Annotated in this window: 18 protein-coding genes, 2 pseudogenes and 1 riboswitch; of the genes and pseudogenes, 3 read left to right on the forward strand and 17 right to left on the reverse strand. The window is 35.1% G+C overall.

Annotation, left to right across the window (positions count from 1 at the left end; translation table 11 throughout):
• Positions 1-28: 28 nt before the first annotated feature.
• The 10 genes and pseudogenes from BAU27_RS25860 to BAU27_RS25910 all read right to left on the reverse strand — a co-directional run bounded on the left by BAU27_RS25860 (position 29) and on the right by BAU27_RS25910 (position 8,878).
• On the reverse strand, positions 29-859 hold the full coding sequence (locus BAU27_RS25860; protein ID WP_071772415.1) for a GNAT family N-acetyltransferase: 831 nt from the start codon (positions 857-859) through the stop codon (positions 29-31).
• Between the two features lie 153 nt (positions 860-1,012).
• A pseudogene (locus BAU27_RS25865) lies at positions 1,013-1,201 on the reverse strand (low molecular weight phosphatase family protein); the annotation flags it as partial.
• Positions 1,202-1,335: 134 nt separating this feature from the next.
• The gene (locus BAU27_RS25870) at positions 1,336-2,013 is read right to left on the reverse strand and encodes a DUF1266 domain-containing protein (RefSeq protein WP_071772416.1); all 678 of its coding nucleotides are present in this window, start codon (positions 2,011-2,013) and stop codon (positions 1,336-1,338) included.
• Positions 2,014-2,025: 12 nt separating this feature from the next.
• Entirely contained in the window at positions 2,026-3,306 is a 1,281-nt protein-coding gene (locus BAU27_RS25875; protein ID WP_071772417.1) for a J domain-containing protein, read from the reverse strand.
• Positions 3,306-5,006 carry a molecular chaperone HscC gene (gene hscC / locus BAU27_RS25880; RefSeq protein ID WP_071772418.1) on the reverse strand — a complete coding sequence of 567 codons (1,701 nt, stop codon included), beginning with the start codon at positions 5,004-5,006 and terminating at the stop codon, positions 3,306-3,308. The genes BAU27_RS25875 and hscC overlap by 1 nt, the downstream gene beginning before the upstream one ends.
• 553 nt (positions 5,007-5,559) lie before the next feature.
• Positions 5,560-5,964: an arsenate reductase (thioredoxin) gene (gene arsC, locus BAU27_RS25885; RefSeq protein WP_071772419.1), complete on the reverse strand. Its 405-nt coding sequence runs from the start codon at positions 5,962-5,964 to the stop codon at positions 5,560-5,562.
• 19 nt (positions 5,965-5,983) lie between these two features.
• On the reverse strand, positions 5,984-7,030 hold the full coding sequence (arsB, locus tag BAU27_RS25890) for an ACR3 family arsenite efflux transporter (RefSeq protein ID WP_071772420.1): 1,047 nt from the start codon (positions 7,028-7,030) through the stop codon (positions 5,984-5,986).
• A 15-nt stretch (positions 7,031-7,045) separates the two neighbouring features.
• Entirely contained in the window at positions 7,046-7,483 is a 438-nt protein-coding gene (locus BAU27_RS25895; RefSeq protein ID WP_071772421.1) for an ArsI/CadI family heavy metal resistance metalloenzyme, read from the reverse strand.
• Between the two features lie 60 nt (positions 7,484-7,543).
• Positions 7,544-7,849, reverse strand: coding sequence for an arsenical resistance operon transcriptional regulator ArsR (arsR, locus tag BAU27_RS25900; protein WP_000046014.1), 306 nt, complete (start codon positions 7,847-7,849; stop codon positions 7,544-7,546).
• Between the two features lie 264 nt (positions 7,850-8,113).
• Positions 8,114-8,878, reverse strand: a complete 765-nt coding sequence (locus BAU27_RS25910; RefSeq protein WP_071772423.1) for an SDR family oxidoreductase — start codon at positions 8,876-8,878, stop codon at positions 8,114-8,116.
• 261 nt (positions 8,879-9,139) lie between these two features.
• On the opposite strand from BAU27_RS25910, the gene BAU27_RS25915 reads away from it, so the two are divergent.
• On the forward strand, positions 9,140-9,580 hold the full coding sequence (locus tag BAU27_RS25915) for an Lrp/AsnC family transcriptional regulator (protein ID WP_071746572.1): 441 nt from the start codon (positions 9,140-9,142) through the stop codon (positions 9,578-9,580).
• A 155-nt stretch (positions 9,581-9,735) separates the two neighbouring features.
• On the opposite strand, the gene BAU27_RS25920 is transcribed toward BAU27_RS25915, so the two are convergent.
• Entirely contained in the window at positions 9,736-10,941 is a 1,206-nt protein-coding gene (locus BAU27_RS25920; protein WP_071772424.1) for a M20 family metallopeptidase, read from the reverse strand.
• Positions 10,942-11,028: 87 nt separating this feature from the next.
• A riboswitch (SAM riboswitch) is annotated at positions 11,029-11,130 on the reverse strand.
• Between the two features lie 75 nt (positions 11,131-11,205).
• The gene (locus BAU27_RS25925; RefSeq protein WP_071772425.1) at positions 11,206-13,485 is read right to left on the reverse strand and encodes an AAA domain-containing protein; all 2,280 of its coding nucleotides are present in this window, start codon (positions 13,483-13,485) and stop codon (positions 11,206-11,208) included.
• A 140-nt stretch (positions 13,486-13,625) separates the two neighbouring features.
• Between BAU27_RS25925 and BAU27_RS25930 the strand changes: the two genes are divergently transcribed.
• Positions 13,626-14,018, forward strand: coding sequence for a VOC family protein (locus BAU27_RS25930; RefSeq protein WP_071772426.1), 393 nt, complete (start codon positions 13,626-13,628; stop codon positions 14,016-14,018).
• A 119-nt stretch (positions 14,019-14,137) separates the two neighbouring features.
• Positions 14,138-14,461 carry a hypothetical protein gene (locus tag BAU27_RS25935; protein ID WP_071772427.1) on the forward strand — a complete coding sequence of 108 codons (324 nt, stop codon included), beginning with the start codon at positions 14,138-14,140 and terminating at the stop codon, positions 14,459-14,461.
• Between the two features lie 382 nt (positions 14,462-14,843).
• Here the strand turns inward: BAU27_RS25935 and BAU27_RS25940 are convergent, their stop codons facing one another.
• From BAU27_RS25940 to BAU27_RS25960, 5 genes and pseudogenes are all read right to left on the reverse strand, one after another.
• On the reverse strand, positions 14,844-15,149 hold the full coding sequence (locus tag BAU27_RS25940; protein ID WP_071746567.1) for a monooxygenase: 306 nt from the start codon (positions 15,147-15,149) through the stop codon (positions 14,844-14,846).
• Between the two features lie 204 nt (positions 15,150-15,353).
• Positions 15,354-15,601, reverse strand: a pseudogene (locus BAU27_RS33040) (peroxiredoxin); the annotation flags it as partial.
• Between the two features lie 65 nt (positions 15,602-15,666).
• Positions 15,667-16,158 carry an anthrone oxygenase family protein gene (locus BAU27_RS25950; RefSeq protein WP_071772428.1) on the reverse strand — a complete coding sequence of 164 codons (492 nt, stop codon included), beginning with the start codon at positions 16,156-16,158 and terminating at the stop codon, positions 15,667-15,669.
• 83 nt (positions 16,159-16,241) lie between these two features.
• Positions 16,242-16,595, reverse strand: coding sequence for a DoxX family protein (locus tag BAU27_RS25955; protein WP_071772429.1), 354 nt, complete (start codon positions 16,593-16,595; stop codon positions 16,242-16,244).
• Positions 16,596-16,921: 326 nt separating this feature from the next.
• Entirely contained in the window at positions 16,922-17,341 is a 420-nt protein-coding gene (locus BAU27_RS25960; RefSeq protein ID WP_071772430.1) for a MarR family winged helix-turn-helix transcriptional regulator, read from the reverse strand.
• Between the last annotated feature and the right edge of the window lie 104 nt (positions 17,342-17,445).

The following is a 17,445-nucleotide window of genomic DNA, read 5'->3' on the forward strand; positions in this document are numbered from 1 at the left end:
GTTGATAGGTTTGTAAAATACGTCTAAGTTACTCAAATGGAAAATAATACCCTACATAATTAAACACATTTGCAAACCCTACATTTTCTACAACAGCCACAGAAGGCTTGTTCAATTCCATACAGTCCCAATATGGAATGATGTTATTCTCCAAACACTCTCTTACAAAACTATGAGTTATCTTTTGGGCTAATTTTCTTCCCTGATGACCTTCTATTGTTTCAATATCTATACAATGTATATTTTCAAAGACGAATCCTGAAAAACAAACACTTATGATCATATTGTCATAAGTAATGCAATAGCCTATTCCCTTAGTAAAAAATTCATCTGGTGAGGACCAAAACTCTAAAATTTTTGATTTTAAAAATTCAATGTTCTTCAATGATTTTTCATGATTTTCATAGAGGCTTTTACTTATTTTCAATACTGTATACCCTAGCTCAATTTTAGGTTCATAATTATATTCATAGTCTTCTTTTTTAATCGTATACACTCTTTGATTCCAACTCTTTAATTTACGATGCTGAAATATTTTTTCAATTGTTTTATTCCATTTTGAATGATTGCCGATTCCTTCAAAGCAATTTAGTTCAACCTTTCTCGCCTCAGGTTCTATTACATTATTAATAAAACTATTAATTTCTTTATTAAACTTTTCATTTTCTGCACGTCCTATAAAAAAGAAGCCATCGTTATTACCTAACCATATAAGCCCAGAATTAGGAGAATAGATGTTATCTACAAATATACGACCAGGGTTCACTCCTGCAATGACAGCTTTTACTTCTAATTGCCCTTTTTCATTTACTAAACCGGTACATTTATAAAAATCATTCTTGTTTAATTCAGAAATCATATGTTAAACCACCTTCCTGGAACTCCTCTATTCTAACTTTACCACTATGACAGAATATTCTCTATTCGTTTTAATAGTTGTTTTTAACAATGAAATATATAATAAAAAAGAGCCAATTCCCCTATACGATAGAAGATTGACTCTTTCCTTTATTTACTCACCTGTTTCAGAAAATCGTTTAATCCGTTCTCCGATTTCATCGCGAACACGTTGAAATTCAGACCACTCTTTTCCTACTGAAGCGTTAAATCTCCAATGAATACGATTTACATGTGGAGGAGTAGGCAAATACATGGAGTCCGCATAATTCCAAAGAACGTTTTTATCAAGTATTTCTAAGGTCCACAATTGGGACCTGTTATAGAACTAAACTTAGATTTTCAAACGACTATATTGCTAATTCTTCATTTGGTGAAGTATTATGTATCAACAATTCTAATATAATCCGGTCTAGTTGTAAGATTCCCCCTCAAAAATTATCCTTCATTCAAATCTGTAAGGAGGTCATTTTCCCATACAATTGTATTCAGGTAAGAATCTCTAACTCTAAACATACTCTGTGGGTAAGTAAAATTATATTTATCCACATTCGTGAACTTTATGTCCGATTTATTAAAATGGCAACCGATATGATAAGCTAAAAAATACTCTTTCCAATCTGAATAGGATTTTTGAGCAAGTTTTGCCGCTTGTATCATATAATGTTCTGCTTCTTTTTTAGATAAATAACCTAATCTATTACCAATTCGACTTAAATAAATACACTGTGCATAATCAAATGCAGCAATCCCAGCATCCGGTAACATATGCAATGAGTAATTCACAATGTAGATTTTTTCATTGCTTGACTGACTCGTAAGTGACAGCTTTCGCCCTGCTTCTGAAAGAGGAGTTAATTGATTGTGTATAGTGTGAAATTCTTGGCGTGTTCCTTCTTCTAATAACCATTCAATCTTTTCTTTTAATTGCGCTGAGTCGTTACAATCAAATTCCCTTAATTGTCTTTTCAAAAATCTTTTACCAAGTATACGGTCTCTTATAAATGTAAATTCATATTTTGTAAAATAATGAACAAGAAAATAACTATCTATACAAATTGTAGACAGGCATCGAAAATATTGTTCTATCTGCTTTTGCTTTCTTGAAACGAACACCTAAGCTCCTCCTTAAAATTTGATTTTCAATCTATAAAACTTCCATAATTCCCAAACGATTGGAAGAAAAAGAATATACTTGAAAGGTAATCGCGTTACAGTAGCAAGTATAAAGAATAAGAAATACACCCAAGTACGACTTAAAAATAAGCCACTATACCAGAATATCCACCCAAATATATGAGCCTTTGTTATCTTTTGTTTAGGTGCTTTCTTTCCACTTTTTGCAAAGAATGTATTGACGTATGAGAAAAACTCAACACGGGTTATATCTATTTTCAGGGCATCTTGCACTATTTTTTCAGCTTTCTCTATTTCTCCTATTTTTTCTAAACATTTTGTCATCATAAGCATCGCATCCATATGCTCTGGATGGACAGAAAGAAGATGTTCACAATCTTTGATAGCATCGTGAAATTGACCAAGATTATACTGAATACGGGCACGATATAATAATGCATCTGGATCGTTTTTATCAATAGACACAATATCGCTAAATGCCTGTAATGCCTTCTCCTTATTATCTATACGTAAATAATAAATACCTTGCATACGTAATAATTCGGGGTCCCTTTGATACATTGCAAACGCACGATCCAATTCTTCTTTTACATCTTCTAGTTCATTCGCTATCAGTTTCCTTTGAATTTCTTCTCGTATATAAAAATACAACTCAAAATCTAAATCATCATTTTTTTCAAAAATATCATAACGCATTTCTTCTTCGCCGCTAATTCTTTCTAATAAAAATTGGATTGTTTCTTCTCCGTATTCATTTACTAAATCATCTTTTTGTTCACTGAATCGAAATACTTGATCGATTAATTCCCAAATCGAATGTGGGAAGTGATAATGATATAAGAAGAATTCAATTAACTGATCTTGTAGTGCTGCTGCATATTGAACATCCCATACCACGTCTGAACGCAATATTTCTTCCCAATTTCCCTGCTCTATCCGTGCAAAGAAATTATCATAAAGAGTCTCAATGCTTTCCATGAATACATGGACTGGATGCTCAGTGATCGTAGTAGTAGCAATTTCTGCATCACTGTTAGTCCATGGAGAAATTGCAAGTTCCCTATCAGGAGCGGTAATTTCATCTATTTGAATCGACGGCTTATCTTTCATATTTTTCGCACTTTTTACTGCCTGATCAAACGCTTCTCTTAATCGTTGATATCCTTCTGGATCCTCTTCTGGATGATGTATTTTTAAAAGTTTTGCATAGGCTTTTTTAATCACCGAAATATTGTCAGTAGGTTCAATCTCCAACGTATCCCAAATCCTCATTAGCGATTTGCCCACCTTTCCATACTTTCAATATGTTCTTTTAATATACTAGAAGCTTCTTTAATCTTTTTATCATTTTGTGTTGTAAGCACGCTCTCGAATTGTTGTAGTAATATAGAAATCTTTTTACGTTCATCGCCCAGCAACTCTTCGTAAAGTCGTTCACACTTTGCAAGAAGAAGTCGATTTTCTTCTCTATCTCTCGGATGAATTTTAATATCTCTTAACTCTAAAAGTCTCTTTTCTATTTCTTCATCTGTAAGATTTCCAGCGTTTTGCTGAATGATCGTTCTTTTCTTTTCTCCAGTTGACGTACTTATTACCTCAACTTCGAGAATGCCGTTAATATCGTATGTATAGCGAATATCAACCGATTCATTTCCAGCGGGAGCGGGAGGAATTTTAATTTTGAGTTCACCTAGTTTCAAATTGTTTACTACCCTGCGGTTTTCTCCCTGATATACATCAATAATGATAAATTGTTGTCTATCCTTTACTGTATATAGTCGCTCCATTTTACTTACAGGAATAGGTGTATTTCTCTCTATAATTGGGAAGAAGTAACCAGACTCTGTCTTACCATCTCCAAATTCTTGAACGACACTTGTTCCTAAAGAATATGGACAGACATCGGTTAAAATCACTTCTTCTAACGCCTTATTTCGTTCTTTCAAGGCAACTTGAATCGCGGCACCTAAAGCAACTGTTTCATCAGGATTTATGTTTGCATAAGGCATACGCCCAAACATTTTAGATATAACAGATTTCACAAGTGGCATTCTTGTAGCCCCACCAATTAAAATTACAGCATCTAAATCCTTCGGGTTTAACGAAGCATCGCGAAGGGCACGTTCAATTGGATAACGAAGACGTAACAGTAGTGGTGTTACAATTTTTTCGAATTCACCTCTATTTATGCTCGTTTCATATGTTTGATTTTGAATCACAACATTCATAGTCGCAGCTGACTCATCACACAGAGCAAGCTTACAACGTTCTGCTTGTGTATAAATTAATGATAATGTTTTAGAATCAAGTGAATCTGGATCCAGTTGATGTGATTCCAGGAAAAAGCTCATTAAACTTTTTGTAAAATCTTCACCACCAAGATAATTATCACCAGCAATAGATTTTACATCCATTATCCCTTCAAACAATTCCAAAATGGAAACGTCAAAAGTTCCTCCCCCTAAATCAAATACGAGAAATTTTGTTTCTGACTCTTCTTGGTATAATCCATAAGCAATTGCTGCAGCCGTTGGTTCACTAATGAGACGTTCTACGGTTAATCCAGCTATTTCCGCTGCACGTTTCGTTGATTTTCTCTGTGTATCATTGAAATAGGCAGGGACACTAATTACAGTACCGGTAACCTCTTCATTTAAATACGCTTCTGCATCTTGTTTCAAAGATTTAATAATAAAAGATGAGAGTTCTTCAGATGAAAAAGTATATGTACCTAGTTCATATTTTTTCTCTGTTCCTATAAAACGTTTAAAAGTTGCCGCTGTTAGTTGTGGATGAGTTATTAGTCTCTCCTTCGCAATACGCCCGACCAAAATTTCACCCGTCTCATCAACACTAACTACCGATGGTGTGAGGAATTCACCTAAAACATTAGGAATAAGTGTTGCACCATTTTCCGACCATGTAGCTACTAAACTATTTGTTGTCCCTAAATCAATTCCAATTGTTGCCATACTAATCCCCTCTCTTTTTTACTATATTTTACTATACCATTATAAACAGGAAAAGTATGTAAAAAACTAACAATATCAAACTTTCAGAATACAAAAATTCTATTTCAATCTAGTTAAATGAAATACTGTGTTAAGTTATAAAAAAAGTTGTTTATTTTAAAATAAAATCGTTTAAAAGTGCCAGTCATTTCAAATCAACCTTCTCTACATTCCTTAGACTCCCTTTCACCTAACTACAAAAAACCCAAAGGAGTAACCTCAGTAGGACAATTTATTACATTTTATATTTTGCGTTCCACTCTGTTCTCAAAAAAATGAGAGTAAACGCTATTCGCTATACCCCCACCACCAAAATTTTATAAACAAAAAACCATGTAAGGTGCACTCTAAAAGTAATGTATACGTTAAACCGCCTTCCTGAAACTGCTCTATTCTAACTTTATCACTATGACAGAATATTCTCTATTCCTTTTAATAGTTGTTTTAAACCAATGAAATATATAATAAAAAAAGCCAATCTCCTATACGATAGAAGATTGACTCTTTCCTTTATTTACTCCCCTGTTTCAGAAAATCGCTTTATACGTTCTCCAATTTCATTGCGAACACGTTGAAATTCAGACCACTCTTTTCCTGCTGGGTCATCAAATCCCCAGTGAACACGATTTATATGCGGCGGAGTAGATGGACAGACAGCATCTGCATGGCTACAAAGCGTAACGACTAAATCAGCACTATTTAAAATGTTTGCATCAATTATATCTGATGTTTGATTTGTTATGTCGATATTTACTTCTTTCATTGCTTTAATAGCATTTGGATTTACACCATGTGCTTCGATTCCTGCAGAATATACATTCCACTTATCTCCTAAGTATTGTTTTCCCCAAGCTTCTGCCATTTGGCTTCGGCATGAATTTCCTGTGCATAAAAAGTAGATTGTCTTTTTGTTTTCCATGTTGTTTTCCACCTTTGTTTTAGCTTTTTATTGGTTGGTCATTAAAATATTTACGCTTAAACCAAAAAGCAACGTTTACAAGTGCAATCATTACAGGCACTTCAACTAACGGTCCGATGACAGCTGCGAATGCCGCACCGGAATGAATACCAAACACACCAACTGCTACAGCAATCGCTAACTCAAAGTTATTACTACCTGCTGTAAATGCTAACGTTGTAGTCACCGGATAGTTTGCACCAATTTTTCTTCCCATAAAGAAAGAAACAAAGAACATCACAATAAAATAAATGAATAACGGAATTGCTATTCTTACTACATCTAATGGCACGCTAACAATCATTTCCCCTTTTAAAGAGAACATAATAATAATCGTAAATAGCAGTGCAATTAATGTAAGTGGGCTGATTTTAGGTATAAAGACCTTTTCATACCACTGTCTTCCTTTTAGCTTTACTAGTACAAAACGTGTCAACATACCTGCTATAAAAGGAATTCCCAAATAGATAAATACTGATTTCGCTACCTCTACCATTGTAATATTAACGATAGCCCCTTCAATGCCTAACCATTCCGGGATTACTGTTACAAACACATATGCATAAACTGAGAAGAATAACATTTGGAATACCGAATTAAACGCCACTAAACCTGCTGCATATTCTTTGTCCCCATCTGCTAGATCGTTCCAAACAATTACCATTGCAATACAACGGGCTAAACCAATCATAATGAGTCCGACCATGTATTCAGGCTTATCTGGAAGAAAAATAATTGCTAAAACAAACATAAGTACAGGTCCAATAATCCAATTTTGCACTAAAGATAAAACCAAAACTTTTACATCTTTAAATACCCGGCCCATTTCCTCATAGCGAACTTTCGCCAACGGTGGATACATCATTACAATTAAACCAACAGCAAGCGGAATAGACGTCGTTCCAACTTGTAATGTATTCAGTCCCTCTACTACACTAGGAAACACAAATCCTAAACCAATTCCAACAGCCATCGCTAGAAAAATCCATAATGTTAAATATCGATCTAGAAAAGATAAACGTTTCATTTTTCCCATCTCCTATTAACAACAAGAATTTTTAGCCACCTCATTAGAAATCGTGCAACAAGATAACTCTTCTATTTTATGAACATCACTATTTGCTTTTGTATAAAAGAACTCCCACTCGTTACCATCAGGATCCGTTACCCAAAACTTATCTTGTACTGCATAGCAACAAGTCGTATCCATCTCATCACGCGCAAAGAAACCTTCTTTTTCTAATCTTTCTTTATGTAATGTGATTTCTTCAGCTGTATCCACTTGGAAACCAAAATGATTTACCTGATTTCCATTCACTTCATCTCGCACGTTCAGCGTGAAATTAAGTCCTGGAGTCTCTAATAAAAATTTTGCATAATCCATTTTCACCTTAACTGGTGATACACCGAATACCTTTTCATAAAATTCAATAGACTTCTCTAAATTCGTAACATTTATACCGACGTGAACATATTTCATACCTTATTTCTCCTCTTTATATATCATTAATCAATTTTTTTTGATTAATAGCGCAAAAATTTAACAACAACTACCTTTTCCTGTTTTTCTAAAGATACAGCACAATTCTTCTGATAATAAATTATTCACTTCCGCATCATTTAAATCATAATAACTCCACGTACCTTTTGTTTCTTTTACAATTAAACCTGCATCTAATAAAATCTTCAAATGATAGGACAACTTAGATTGCGTCATTTCAAAAATCTCTGTTAAATCACATACACAAGTCTGACCTCGCTGACAAAGTTCATACATAATCTCTAAACGCTTCTGATCCGCCAACGCTTTAAATTTTTTCTCATAGAGCTGAAAATCTTGTGCCATTTTAGTTCACTCTCCCTTCATCAATTTTTTTGATGTTTATAGTATATACGCTGATGTATTCTTTATGCAACTTATTAATCAAATTTTTTTGATTTTAAAAAAACTTCCTCGCACCATAACTTTGCTACAACTAAAAAGGACCATAGCCTTTTCAAAAATGAAAAACTACGGTTCTTTTTACAACTTAATAGTTAAAATATTTCCGAGGAATGGAGTCTCTATAACTGTTTTTAATTTTAATTTGATCGTTATAAAGTAGTGCCCCTATAAACAAAACCCTCCAGAAACATCTAAAATCTGCCCCGTTACCCAGCGGCTATCAGAAGAAGCAAGGAATGCTACTGCATCTGCGATATCTTCAACTTGCCCTATTCGTCCAAACACAGATGAGTTCGTAGCAAAACTTCGTATTTCAGGATCATCTAGCAATTTCGCATTCATATCTGTCTTCGTATATCCAGGCATAATTGCATTCACTGTTATACCTCTTTCTCCAAGATGCTTAGCTAGAGGAAGTGTCATCGTATTTAATGCCCCTTTACTTAAACCGTATGCAATTGAGCCTGTAAAACCAAGTCGTACTTCAGCTGATGAAATGTTAATAATGCGTCCCTCTGTTCGTAGTAACGGTAATGTTTGCTGAATTAAGAAGAACGGTGCTTTAAAATTTACAGACATAATTTCATCAAAAACTTCTTCTGTCGTATTTTCAATCGTTCCTTGTGTACCTATCCCTGCATTGTTTACTAAAATATCAATCTCTGATGTACCAACTCTTATTTGTAATTCATTCTTTAATTGTTCTACTAGATTTTTGACACCATCAATTGAATTGAGATCAGCTTCAATTAAGAATGCCTTTCCTCCATTAGATTCAATCTCACTAATCGTTTCATCTGCAGCTGTTTTATTTCGGCCGTAGTGAATTGCAATTAATGCCCCGTCCTTCGCCAATCTCATTGCAATAGCACGGCCAATTCCGCGACTCGCCCCTGTTACTAACGCTACTTTCCCATCAAGATTCTTCATTTTTTCCATCCTTCCTAAATTTCCGTTTGATAAAATGAAACTTTAATCAGCCCGACTCCCACCTAACCTCTTTGCTCCAGCCGAATTTTGAGGTGGGAGTTTTACTGCCCGCAAATAGCGGGATAAATCCTATACTTATATTTTCATGCAAACACCAATCATTTTAAATATAGATTTATAGGTAATTCAGTTCTTTTACTTATGATATTATAGTTATAAATTGCAATTTACTTTAGAAAATAAAACAAGGGAGATAACCCAATGCAAAATGCAATAAAACTGGATGACATCGATCACAAAATAATGAACTTGTTATATGAAAATGCGAGGATTTCCGTTTCAGAAATAGGACGGATCATATCCATGACACAGCCTGCTGTAAAAGAGCGTATTAATAAGCTTGAAGATCAAGGAGTTATAGCGGCTTACCGAACGAAATTTGAGCCTTCCAAAATTAATAAAAACATTCAAGCATTCATTATGTTTAAAACGAGCCAATGCTCTGATTTTATCCAATATTGTAATGCAGCTCCTGAAGTAACAGATTTATATCGAATTAGCGGGGAGTTTAATTATATGATGAAGGTCATGAGCGATTCGATGGATTCTCTCGCTACATTTTTAGACTCTTTAATGCAATTTGGATTATCGTCTCCTTTAATTGTATTAAAGAGTGAGTTTGAGGAGAAATTGTCGTTCTGATAAAGGGATACGTAACAGTAAAAGTTTCTCTTTCTTGAGAAAAACCAACAAAATCAATGATTAGTAAATAAAAAAGAACATTGATATTTCAATGTTCTTTTTTATATCTCTACTTATTAATTAGATTGCTCTTCGAAAAGAGCACCTTAATCTCCTTATTCCTGATTCCTCTGCTCCTCCCTAAACTCCTCCTTCACCTTCTCTAGCAACCCTTCTTCCGTAATTAATCGATACGCTGTATTCGCTAGTGCTTTTGCAGATGTAACAAGTGCTTTGTCTCCTAACTCTGAACGTGCTGCTTCTCTAAATTCATTTGTATGCGCAATTAAGTCATCTGGACCGATTTTAATATATGGGTGAATTGTCGGTACAACTTGGCTTACGTTTCCTGCGTCGGTTGAACCGATGCCAAGTCTTTCTTTACGATTTACTTCTTCACCTTGTAATTCTAGTTCTTCAGCTACGATGTCGTTATATGTTTTTGTTACGAGTAATTCATCGATTTCATTTTGGAATTGATGAATTTTCACTTTCGTACCTGTTGCTAACGCTGCTCCTTGTGCAATATTTTTCACTTTTTCTGTTACTTCTGCACATCTTTTTCTCGTTGCTGCGCGGATGAAGAACCTTGCTGCAGCGTAGTCAGGAATAATGTTAGGTGCTTTTCCACCCTCTGTAATGACGCCATGAATTCTCACGTCTGACGGAAGTTGTTGGCGAAGTGCGTTAATACCGTTATAGAGCTGAATTACCGCATCTAATGCGTTAATCCCTTCTTCAGGTGAAGCTGCCGCGTGAGCTGTTTTTCCGTAAAAATGAAAATCAAGTGGATCAACTGCTAATGAAGGACTCGTCGTCGCTGTTTTTCCGCTCGGATGAATCATAAGCGCCGCATCGATATTTTTAAATAAACCAGCCTTTACATAACTCGATTTTGCGCTACCGTTTGGCCCGCCTTCTTCTGCTGGCGTTCCAAACACGACAACTTCTCCGCCGATTTCCTCAAGCGTTTCTGATAGTGCAATTGCTGCCGCAACGCTAATTGTGCCAATTAAATTGTGACCACACGCATGACCAAGTCCTGGTAAAGCATCATACTCAGCTAAAAATGCGATAACTGGTCCTTGTTTCCCTGAACTTTTTCGTGCGATAAAACCTGTTTCATGACCAGCTATATTGTGCTGCAATTGAAACCCTGCACTTCCTAGTAATAAACTTAACGTTCTTGATGCGTAAAATTCTTGGTTACCAATCTCCGGATTCGCATGAATATCATGACTTGTTTCTATGTACTTTTCCTTATTTCTTTCTATGCTCTCTTCAATTGTTTTTCTTTGTGACGTTACTCCTGTCGCTCCCATTTTTCTTCCCCCTTTTATTTTCACGTAAAAAAGCCTCTTTCTAAAAGATAGAAAGAGGCTTCTGTATATACAGTCAAATGAGCTTCTTTCTTATCTTTCAAGTAAACTTGCTGGAATTGGCACAGTATTCATATAGAATCCGCTGCCGAGGTATCGTAGGGCCAGTCCCTCCACCTCTCGTGATAAGAATTTTCATAAAATTATATTAAATTATTTTTATTCTAAGTTTATTCCGAATAAAAGTCAAGGAATTCCTATCCGAATTTACCGAATATCCAAAAATCCTTTTAATACACCAATCGTTTCCGGCGCTTGTAGTCTTGCACATATATACGGGAATTCCGTGCTCCCTTCAAACATCATTTGAGATGTGAGTGGTGCCCCTGCCCAAAAGATTTCATCATCAATTACTAGGAACGGGAACGCTTTATTTTGTCTTTGTAACTTTACATTTTTTAATGGAACTGGTCCATCACTATAAACTGTTACTTGCGCATTTGTGCGCATTAACGCTTGCCATACTCGTTTATCCACTTGTCTTGTACTTGGAAGTGAAATGATAATTTTTCGTTTTGCCACTAAAATATCTTTTAATAACCCTTTCGGCTCTTCAAGATTCATTTCCATAAACCAGCGTAAACGTTTCGAAATTTTTCGCTCCCACAATTGTCTTGATGTCGTGCGATCATACACATCACCGTGACGTTCTATATGTGCTGTTAATTGTGATAACGCTTGTTTTCTCGAAAGGTTTTTACGCATATAATGGCAATCCGATAATTGAATGAACTTCCCTCTCGCTCTCGTTACTGCTACATTGACGAGACGATGGTTTTTATGATCAAAGAATAATACACCAGGACGTTCTTGCGGATAACTATCAACCGTATCAAAGATCATCATATCTCTTTCAGAACCTTGAAACTTATGAACTGTTGCCGCTAATACTGGTATGTTTTGATATTTCGTTCTCTGTAACATTTCTCTAATACAAGTTGATAAAAAGCGGGACTGTGCTCGGTACGGTGTAACTATACCAATTGATTGAACACCGTCTAACAGTCCAATTAACATCATTTGCATCGCCACTAAACCAGACATAATATTAAAACGCGAACCAGAAGCAGCGTCTTTTAAAGAAAATGCTCCCATTAAGCTCGTATCAAATAAAACACTCGCCTCATTTGCGAACGGTTGTAGTTGCGCAAGTTCTTTACGCTCTGAAACAGATGGATGATCGTACACTCTATTTTTATAAATAAATGAGTTCGTAAACTTCGATATGTCTGCATGCATACGTCTTTGTTCCTGCAACATAAAGAGGTTTGGATGTGTCTCTGATTTATTTACAGTATCAACAATTCCTGCATGATAAAACATATCTTCGCCGAGCCATTTCCGAACGAGTTCATGGTTCGCCATTGCGATCGGAGGTAACTGTAAAAAGTCACCACAAACGACGATACGTTTTCCAAGTGAAGCTGCTAATGCAATTTGCGGAACATAGGCCATACTTACTTCATCTACGACAACTAAGTCAAATGTACGCTCATAAATAAGTGAATCAATGGCACATTTCGATAAAGTCGCACCGATTACTTTCGCATTTTCAATATATTCTTTTTCTACTTCTTTAATTTTCGCTTTTTGCTTTCGAAGTTCACCTTCTATTTCTTGCATACGCTTCTTATCAGCAGAAGTCGCTTTATATGATAAAATCTTTTCACGAAGATCTTGTCGTGTTTCTTCTAAATAGAGTCTCTCTTCTCCCCAAGATCCGTTCGTCGTTTCAACTAATTTCGATGCAAGTAACGTTTCATGATCTCGTATATGTTCATGTTGACTATAACCGTAACGAACAATTTCGCCAGGCGTCCATTTCTTTTTCTTTTCAATTTGCTTCGTTACTTCGCTCATTAATACATCTACTGCCGCATTACTATGAGCTAACACAAGTACCGATTTTCCTTTTTGATAATGCGCCGAAATAATACGTGATAAATTGTAAGACTTCCCTGTTCCAGGTGGTCCCCACACGTACGTTGTCGGGTTGTAAAATGAACGATACGCCAATTCATTTTTCGTATTTTTCATCTTCTCAATATGCCTTGGACTGCTCGTCCCCTCAACAAGACGCTTTATACGATTACGTTTCAGCTTATCCTTACGCGCTTCTTTCAATCTCTCTTGCAGTTGCTCTAACAATTGCCACGGTTCACTATATAAAACCGCTTCTCGTATTTCGCCTTGTATATAATCATTTAACTTCAGTTCTATTTCTAATCCATGTACAGATAGTACTTCCCCTGTCGCTTCCTCACCATCGAACTCAATTCGAATCGGTGAACCCTCAGGTAAGCTTACTTCCGAAATAAGCTGAAATACATACACTGTATTTTCATAATCTGTATATAAAAAACGACCGTTCATGATAGAAATTTTACTACCACCTATCGTTTTCCAATGTTTAATTTCATATGCTAATGCATAGTGCCACTCTTTCATCGTTTCTGATAATGAAGGAGTTTGAGTAGGTGTATTCATCGTATAATCTCCTTCCTTCTCCCAAACATACTTTCTCACTATACCATATAACGCCCTAAAAATTGTAACAATTATATCTTGCTTATTTTCTTAATTTTCCATATTATTTTATATATAATTTTCAGAAAGAAGGGTCGCACATGCCAATTAGAAGAATTGAACACGTAGGACTTATGGTTGCAGATTTAGAAACATCTATTTCATTTTATGAAAAAGTCGTTGGCTTACAGCTCATTAAGCGCATGGGACATCCGAACCCAGATTTAAAACTCGCTTTTTTAGGTGTGGAAGAATCAAAGGAAACGATACTTGAACTAATTGAAGGTTATAACTCTTGCCTTCCAACCGAAGGAAAAGTACATCACATTTGCTTTAAAGTGGATTCATTAGAAGATGAAATCAAAAGACTAGAAAGCCACAAAGTAACATTTTTACTAGGTGAAGAAATCGAAACATTGCCAGATGGAACACGTTACATATTTTTTGCTGGACCTGATGGAGAGTGGATTGAGTTTTTTGAGACGGAGAGATAGAAAAGGATCCGGTATTCTGACTCCTTTTTTCGCAAGTGCAGAAACGGTTTGAACACCAGTAACTTTCACCCTGAAAATTCACCAAGATTAAGAAACAATCATTTTGTGAGGAGTAAAGAATGATAAATACAGTCTATATTATTGTTTTTTGGATACTTATACTATTCCCATTCCTGTATGTAATCAAGATAAAGCATTGGAATATAAAAGTAGTTGCCGTATTTGTTGGAAGAATCCTATTAAGTATTATCTTTTTTATAAACGGAATGGTTTTAGGACTGCAACGAAATTGGGTAGAACCTCCCTATGAAAAAGAATGGGATTTCTTTCTAAAGTCTTTGCAGCATGGGAAAACGGAAGCACTTTTAGAGGTATTACTTATAATTATCATTGTCACATTTGACTTACTATTTATATTTAATTATATAAATAAAAAGAAATAGGATGTTCTACCTATAGTTACTAAATAACAGTTTTGTTCATATTTTCGTAATATGTATAGACTGGTATATATATTATAATCTTAGCAAATTACAAATAAATTTGCATTTACTGTGACCCTTACCTCCCAGTAAGGGTCTTACCCTTTTATAAATAACTATTTCAATACAACTTTTTTCACAGTACTTTCACGTCAATTTCACAAATTCAAGAACTCTCATATGTTACACTTAGAATATCCTTTTCCAAGGATCTATGTGCCAATACACGAATCCCTATCTATATAGGGATTTTTTTGTGTGAGATCCCCCTCATCATCAATTTAAGAATTCAAAAAAGAAGGGGATTATCCCCTCCTTTTTAAGCTTGCTCCGACTGTCGGAATTATTTAATATAACCACGATTCAGTTCCGTTAACTTTTCATTGATGTTAAAAATTCTTACTCTAATATCTTTAACACCAGCTTCTTCAAGTCTGTTTTTGTGCATTTCCGCGTATTTTTCAGCATCTTTTGTTTCTTCAAATACATAGATGCCTCCAGCTTCTTTTGTTTCTTGATTCTCTGTCCATATTTTCCAATGGAATCCTTCTTCTTCATTAATACTTTTTGCTAAATCCGAAAACGCCTTTTCCATTTCCTCACCAAAAGGACCTTCAAACGGAAAATCAACTTGTAATAAATATGCCATTTTCACTCACTCCTATTTTCAATATAAAGTTCACGGGGAATTCCTTTGTATAAAAAACTCTTCTCATTCTTTTACTAATTATGATTCGAATGATAGTAATGTCTAAATTCGTATTGCTTTTATTCCAGCACTAGTTTGAGACTTTCCCTATTCTTTATTGTATTAAAAAATTAAAGAGTTATTAAAAACTCATTAAAAAGAGCTCTATTTAGACTTGAGATTCTTACCTATATATTGAACAATTTTTCTAAACTCTGTCGAAGTTGGACGACCAAATGGCATCGTTTGTCTCTGTTGATATAGTAGTTGTCCATTTTTCTTCACAAGAAAGTAGGCTGGTTTTCCATGAGTACCGCGGGCTTCATAAGGGGAGCATCGCCATGATAGAAAACATCATAAGCTTTTAAATCCACCAGATATTCATCTGATAAAATCAGGAACGATAAGTTATTTTCCAATGCCGTATTCCTTAAGAATTATCCGGTTAATCACTATTTATCTAAATATATTCATACTACTAATTAATAAGCAACGCTATTAGTAGTGCCGACACACTCAAAATGCACGTTAAGGTACGCGTGTGATTCAGCAACGTCCAACGGGATTCAAATTCGACTCTGAGTTCCTCCCATCCAGAATCTCTTACAGGTAGTTCAGCTGAGATAATCGCTCTATTCATCGGAAGGTTTCCTGTGAAAGTGATCAGTAGAGTCGCAACATAACTAATCAATGCGATTAATCCTAAAATAAATTTATCGAATTGCTGTAGGTAAACCGCTAATACAACAAAACCGATCTGCGCTATAAGAGCACCGTTTGAAATGAAGAGAAAAATCGGATTAGCCACTGATGAGGTAAAGTGTCTAACCGAAAGAACAAAGGTACGATCATCCGCATTACGAAGACCAGGCATGACAGAATTAGAGTATGCAAAAACGGTTCCAGCAACAATACTTGTTGTCAATATAGCAAGAAACGCTAAGACTTTGAAAAATAATAACTCATTCATACGTTTTCACACCCCCTATCTATAAAATAATTACAAAACGATATGAACTTGAACGCATACAATTTAACAGTTTTCGGTTATGTCTAAAAAATATGATACAAACTTATCCCTATACTAAGGACAAACAAAACAAGCGCAGGTATTGCCTTCTTAAAGGGATCTCTCGCTAGTACAATAAGAGTTAATGCAGCTGCAAGCATCGTACCGCCTAACAATAATCCTGCCAATAAAGCTGCTGTTGGGAACCAAATTCCTATCAACATTCCAATTGCTCCTACAATCTCAAAAGCTCCAGTTAAAAAATTAAAAAACGAAGGTAAACCAAATCGCTTGAACTCATCTGCCATTTTCCCAGATATAATTTTCGTACCTGTCATTAAAAAGAACAGAAACAACACTGCTTTTACAATATTGATGAAAATTAAAATAGTAACCACACCTTTCTTATTATTTGATAAAAACTCAGTATTGTTCAGATAGTAATCACTACCTTTACCCTATTTCCTGAGATTGACCATAGGGAAGTCGCTTCAATTTACATTCCCCTTCTTAATATTAAAGGGATGGATTTTACATGCTATAGCATATATAATACAAAAATTTGACTGGTACTAGGCAAAAAGGTGACCCTGAATCAGATATCATACAAAATAAAGCTATCTTCCCATTCCTCCAAACAAACAAAAACTATATGCTATAGCACATAATACATAAAACAAAGTTTGTTCCTTATGAATAGCGTAGCATCAATAAGGAACAAGTATTAATAGCGTGTATCATACAATTTGTTTAATAATGATTGTAATACTTTAATCTCTTCTTCGCTCAAATTACTCGTAACGAAATGGTGAGCGTCTTTCACTACAGGCAAGAGTGTTTTCTTTAACTCGTCACCTTTTTCAGTTAAAAAAAGGTTGTGTGAACGCCTATCTTGGTCATTCAAAGCCTTCTTTACAATCCCTTTTCTCTCCATTGACTGTATCATTCTTACGACAGTAGTTTGATCTTTATCAATCGCTTCTGCTAACTCTTTTTGAGTAGTGGCCCTTTGGCTACAAAGAACACTAATAATCCCCCACTGCTCTGGCGTAACTCCAAAAGGCTTTAATTTCTTCGTAAAATAATTGGTCATTTTCACATCAGTACGATGAACAAGATAGCCTATTAAATCATGTAAGTTCATGTATCACCTCTATATATTAAGACATAAAAGGATATAGCATACCAGTCAATTATTCAAAGTGAATGTATTTGTTTTACTAATTACATGCTATGACATATATATTA

This window comes from Bacillus sp. NH11B (assembly GCF_001884205.1).
In the GTDB taxonomy this organism is placed as follows: Bacteria; Bacillota; Bacilli; order Bacillales; family Bacillaceae_G; genus Bacillus_A; species Bacillus_A proteolyticus.